The 5,464-nt window shown below is 41.9% G+C and carries 5 protein-coding genes; all 5 read left to right on the top strand.

Translation table 11 applies throughout. The features are described 5' to 3' along the window. The coding region (locus LHW48_00030; GenBank protein ID MCB5258849.1) for a UDP-N-acetylglucosamine--N-acetylmuramyl-(pentapeptide) pyrophosphoryl-undecaprenol N-acetylglucosamine transferase at positions 1 to 550 on the top strand (550 nt) is incomplete at its 5' end. A 9-nt stretch (positions 551 to 559) separates the two neighbouring features. Continuing rightward, positions 560 to 1,972 carry a UDP-N-acetylmuramate--L-alanine ligase gene (murC, locus tag LHW48_00025; protein ID MCB5258848.1) on the top strand — a complete coding sequence of 471 codons (1,413 nt, stop codon included), beginning with the start codon at positions 560 to 562 and terminating at the stop codon, positions 1,970 to 1,972. Positions 1,973 to 2,040: 68 nt separating this feature from the next. After that, positions 2,041 to 2,796 carry an FtsQ-type POTRA domain-containing protein gene (locus tag LHW48_00020; protein MCB5258847.1) on the top strand — a complete coding sequence of 252 codons (756 nt, stop codon included), beginning with the start codon at positions 2,041 to 2,043 and terminating at the stop codon, positions 2,794 to 2,796. Further along, positions 2,793 to 4,064 (top strand): cell division protein FtsA, encoded by a 1,272-nt coding sequence (ftsA, locus tag LHW48_00015; GenBank protein ID MCB5258846.1) that lies wholly within the window; start codon positions 2,793 to 2,795, stop codon positions 4,062 to 4,064. The genes LHW48_00020 and ftsA overlap by 4 nt, the downstream gene beginning before the upstream one ends. Before the next feature lie 9 nt (positions 4,065 to 4,073). After that, positions 4,074 to 5,261, top strand: a complete 1,188-nt coding sequence (ftsZ, locus tag LHW48_00010) for a cell division protein FtsZ (protein ID MCB5258845.1) — start codon at positions 4,074 to 4,076, stop codon at positions 5,259 to 5,261. The last annotated feature ends 203 nt before the right edge of the window (positions 5,262 to 5,464 follow it).

The following is a 5,464-nucleotide window of genomic DNA, read 5'->3' as shown; positions in this document are numbered from 1 at the left end:
GACATGTTTTACTTTGGAAAGCGTTGGTTTGCAAAGCGGTAAGGATACTTTACTGATAACGGGAGGCTCGCAAGGATCGCTTGCAATAAATAACTCTGTTTCCAGCATAATAAACGTTCTCTTGGAGGGGGGGTGGCAAATATTGTGGCAAACAGGAAGAACTACTTTCGATATGTTTGCCCGCAAACACAAAGACAAACAGGGGCTGTATATCTTCGATTTTAACAGTAATCTCACTCAAATGATGCACTATGCCGATCTGGCAATTACCCGCGCCGGTGCTATAACAATAGCCGAATTAGAAGCTGCCGCTTTGCCATCGATCCTTATACCCTTGCCCACTGCATCAGAAAACCACCAATACTACAATGCATTGGCTCAGAAAAATAAAGAAGTAGCCGAATTACTTATACAAACAGAGCTTAGCCCTCAAAACTTACTTTCTACAATAAAGACAATCGATTGCAACAAACTGAAAAATAATCTTAATAAATTGCCTCCAAATACGGCGGCAGAGCGTATAGTAACAGATATTCTCAGCTTTTTCTAAGGAGAAAAGATGCTTGGCAGAACAAAAAAAATTCATTTCATTGGTATTGGTGGCATCGGTATGAGTGGAATAGCCGAATTCCTCTTCAATCAGGGACTTGAAATTAGCGGATCGGATATGAAAAAGAGCGATATTACGGCTCATCTAGAAGACCTGGGCATCAAGATTACCGAAGGACATAATCCGGATTTGGTGCACGATGCAGATGTCGTAGTAAAATCATCTGCCGTTAAAGACGACAATCCCGAAATTATTGCCGCCAAAGCAATGAGAATCCCTGTTATCCGCAGAGCTGAAATGCTGGCAGAAATCACTCGTATGAGCTTTTCAATTGGTGTTTCGGGCACTCATGGCAAAACCACCAGCACTTCTATGGCTGGACTTGTATTAGAAGCGGCAGGATTAGACCCTACCATTATTGTTGGTGGTAAAGTAAAAAACTTTGGCTCTAACAACGTGATGGGCTCTGGAAAATATATCGTGGTGGAAGCTGATGAATACGATCATTCTTTTTTATCGCTTACTCCCTGCATAGCCGGTATTACAAATGTAGATGAAGACCATCTGGATTGCTATCGCAATTTGGATGACATAAAAGGTGCTTTTATTGAGTACGCCAATAAAGTTCCTTTCTTTGGCAGCGTAATTGCCTGTCTGGACGATCCTGGAGTGCAAACCATCTTACCGCAAATCAACAAAAAGATAGTTACCTATGGGCTTTCCAGACAAGCAGACGTGCAAGCCCTCAATATTGTGATGAAGAATTTTACCACCAGCTACGATCTATCTTATAAAGGCTACAAGCTGGGCAAAATAAGCATGAAAGTATCGGGCAAACACAATATCCAAAACTCTCTATTAGCAGCATCAATAGGATTGGAATTGGATCTTCCTTTTAAAAGTATCCAAGATGGAATGGCTTCATTTAGTGGCGTTTACCGTCGCTTCGAACTAAAAGGTGAAGTTAAAGACATTACTATTTATGACGATTATGCCCACCATCCCACCGAGATCGTCGCTACACTGGAAGGATTTAAAGATAGCGTAGATCGCCGCATTGTTGCCTTGTTCCAACCTCATTTGTATTCTCGAACCCGCGATCTATATAAGAAATTTGGTAAAGCATTTTTTAGCTGCGATTGCCTTATTCTCGCACCAATCTATCCCGCCCGTGAATTACCGATTCCCGGAGTTTCGTCAAAACTTATTGCCGATGTTGCCATACAAAGTGGTCACCATCAAGTACACACAATTGAAGACAATGCGCAAATAGTATCCGAAACTATTGCCCTGCTTAAACCAAATGACATTTTAATAACAATTGGAGCCGGGAACATCTGGCAATATGGTGAGGAAATCTTGCAGCAACTCAAAAAAAGAGTTGACACAATCAGTAAAGTTAAAAAAAGTAGTAACTTATGAGTTTTATTCTCTTTTCACAAAATGGCTTGTCAAAGCTGTAATTACTTACAAAATAATAAGGTATCAAAATGAAGGAAAGAAAGCGCCGCGGAAATAGCAGATATTATCTCTATTTTAGCCTCTGCCTGATCGCTGTAATCGGGCTTGGCTTAGGAGCTTGGTACGCCTTGCGGCACCTTCCCTTTTTAGAGGTTAAAAATATCTCTCTTGAAGGCAATACTGCAATACCGGATTCTCTTTTGATAAATCGTTGTAACCAGTACCTCGGCATGAATTTATTCCGTGTACCCAAAAGAAAGATTACGGCAGATATTGCTTCTATATCTCGCATTAAAGATATTAGAGTCAAGCGGCATTTGCTCAATACAATCAAGATCCAAATTTCCGAGCGCAAGGGCATCTTATATGTAAAAAGCTTTGAGGGCAACCTCCACCCCATCGATGCCGAAGCGATTGTACTGGAACGATATAGTCCAGTATATAAAGAAGATATCCCAATATATTCTTCGTATTACAAAGATGAACAGCTAAAACCGGGAATGAAACTCACAAAACCTGATTTGTCTCGTATCCTTCAAACTCATCTTACTATCATGAAGGAAGCAGCAGATTATTTGCCCATCATATCTGAATACTATATGATAGATGACACCATAAATATCATAGACTCCCGCTTTGGGACGCGAATTATCCCGGGAGATAAGGACATTGCAAACCAACTGAGGCGATATCAGTTTGTTCAAGATAACGGTAATATAGCCCGTCGTAGCGTGGTTGACCTCCGTTATGATAACCAAGTAGTCGTAAAGGCAGGAAACAAATGAAAAGCAGCATAATCACGGCTTTAGATATCGGATCCACAATGGTGCGAACCGTTATTGCAAAAACCCTTGCTGGAGAGCGCTTGGAAGTTTTGGGCATAGGGGAATGTTCTTCTGAGGGTATTCAACGAGGCATCGTAAAAGATATCCAAGCCCTTTCCGAGCAAATAAGTAAGTCTATTTCGGATGCAGAAAAAGCTGCCGATACAGATGCCAAAAACATCTATACCAACATCACCGGAGATCACATTCGCACCCAATTGGGTGATGGCAGAATCTCCATCCCCTCCGAAACTCCAAATGAACCCGGTGAAATATCCATAGAACACGTAGAACAAGTAATCAACGATGCCAAAAATAGCATCAAAATCCAAAAGGGCTATGAACGTCACAAAATATTGCACGGTATCCCTCACGATTACATAATCGATTCGCAAGACGACATCCACAATCCGGTTAATATGAGTGGATTTCATCTTACGGCAAAAGTGCTCACCATTCTTTCCGAACTTACACCAATGCGAAATCTTAGTAAATGCATAGAGCTTGCCGGTTACGAAATGGATCCCGATAACTATGTGCTAACCCATGTTGCGCTTAGCAGCAGCATACTTTCGGAGGATGAGCGCAGGCTGGGTGCAATTCTTATGGATGTAGGCGGTGGAACCTGCGATATTTCCATATATAACAGGGGTGCCCTTGAAAAGGTTTTGGTTATACCTATGGCGGGGCAATCTATCACCGAAGATTTGGCAATTGGGCTAAAAACCACTTTGGCAAGTGCAGAATACATCAAAACTCAATTTGGAAATGCAATTGCCAGCGATGTAGATCAATCTTTGGAAATAGAAGTAGAGGGTATTAGCGGCAGAGCAGGATCTCGCCGTCCCCAATACCTAGTGAGCCATGTTATACAACATCGCGTAGAGGAAATGCTGGCAATGTGTTATAATCGCAGTAAAGATTTCTACACTCCAGAATTGGTTACTGCTGGCGTAATTCTTTGTGGCGGCAGTGCAAAACTACAGGGAATGGATACAGCCATATACAATGCCTTCAATTTGCAGGTAAAAATTGCAAATCCAGATCTTTCTCGTTTGGAAGGTGGCTGTTCTCGCCTGGACGATCCTGCTTTTGCTACTGCAGTGGGGATTTTATACTATGCCGCAGGCTTTGAAAACGAACCACAATCTCGCAGCCTAAATCTTTCAAATTTGGGCAACAGTAAATTTGTAGATAAACTCAAAAAAATAATTAAAGACTTTACCTAAGGGGGAATAATGATTGAATTTGATGAAAGACCAGCACAAGTGGGAACCAACATCAAGATTATTGGAATTGGCGGAGCGGGGGGAAATGCCATTAATACCATGATTGAGAATGAGCTTAATGGTGTGGAATTCATTGCCGCAAATACCGATGCCGACGATCTTACCAAAAGCAAAGCTAAGATGAAACTGCAATTAGGAAAAAAACTTACGCGCGGGCTTGGCACCGGAGCAAATCCGGAGGTGGGATCTCGCAGTGCGGAAGAGTCTAAAGACGACATAAAGTCCCATCTGGACGGTGCCGATATGGTATTCTTAGCTGCAGGCATGGGTGGTGGAACTGGAACTGGGGCTACTCCTATTATAGCCAAAATTGCCCGCGAGATGGGCATTTTAACTCTTGGTATTGTTACAACTCCCTTCCCCTTTGAAGGGAAAAAACGTGCCGAGAACTCAGATCATGGAATTCGCCATCTTAGTGAATATGTAGATACCCTCATTGTAATTCCCAATGAAAAACTCTGTGAAATATATGGAAATGCCACTTTAAAAGCTGCCTTCAATAATGCCGATAATGTGCTTTATGAAGCGGCAAAAGCCGTGAGCGACATCATTACTATTACCGGTTTGGTCAACGTTGATTTTGCCGATGTAAAAACAGTTATGCAAAATATGGGCTACGCCTTGATGGGCACCGGTATTGCCGAAGGTGAAAGCCGAGCCATAAACGCTGCCCGCATGGCAATAAACAACCCGCTTCTGGCAGATGTCAGCTTGGCAGGTTGCCAATCCTTACTGCTTAATATAACCGGCGGACAAGATATTTTGATGAGCGAATTTGAAGAAGTATCGAACGTTATTGTAAATGAAACCGGCAAAGGCGCCAACATCATTATGGGAGTTATCCTGGATGATAGCATGACCGGTAAGATATCGGTAACCATAATTGCAACCGGATTAGACAAGAATACCCAAATGGCAAACGTGGTAGATTTCCCTTCTTTTGAAACCCCAAAAACAAATCCCAACAAAACAGAAGCTGCCGCTTCCATAGAAGACGACATCAAAGATATATTTAATAATCTTGGGATAAATAAAAACAATAAAGAAGAAGCTGCATCAAATGATGTTCAGGATGATAGTAATCGCATGAAGTCTTTACGAACAGATGTGCCAAGCTTCTTAAAAGCATTAGATTAATTTTCCTAATCTCAGCAGAAAACAACTCTTCCCCCAAGAGCTTGTTACTGCATTCATCAAGCAAAGGATCTTCGGATTATCCCCCCTTACCGGAGATCCTTTTTTATAAGACCGTTGAGTTATAGGGCATAGAGCAGAGTCCTATGCTACAAGTGTGGTGCAAGCCAGAAGAAGCCCTAAAAATAGATATCTCGTGCAAAAAT

The organism is Candidatus Cloacimonadota bacterium (assembly GCA_020532355.1).
Lineage (GTDB): Bacteria > Cloacimonadota > Cloacimonadia > Cloacimonadales > Cloacimonadaceae > UBA5456.
The sequence above is the reverse complement of the archived record's forward strand: the minus strand, read 5'-3'. Positions and strand labels throughout refer to the sequence as shown.

Coding starts and splice junctions, on each gene's coding strand:
- ftsA (MCB5258846.1), top strand. CDS start 2,793: ATGAAAAGCAGCATAATCACGGCTTTAGATATCGGATCCACAATGGTG.
- LHW48_00020 (MCB5258847.1), top strand. CDS start 2,041: ATGAAGGAAAGAAAGCGCCGCGGAAATAGCAGATATTATCTCTATTTT.
- murC (MCB5258848.1), top strand. CDS start 560: ATGCTTGGCAGAACAAAAAAAATTCATTTCATTGGTATTGGTGGCATC.
- ftsZ (MCB5258845.1), top strand. CDS start 4,074: ATGATTGAATTTGATGAAAGACCAGCACAAGTGGGAACCAACATCAAG.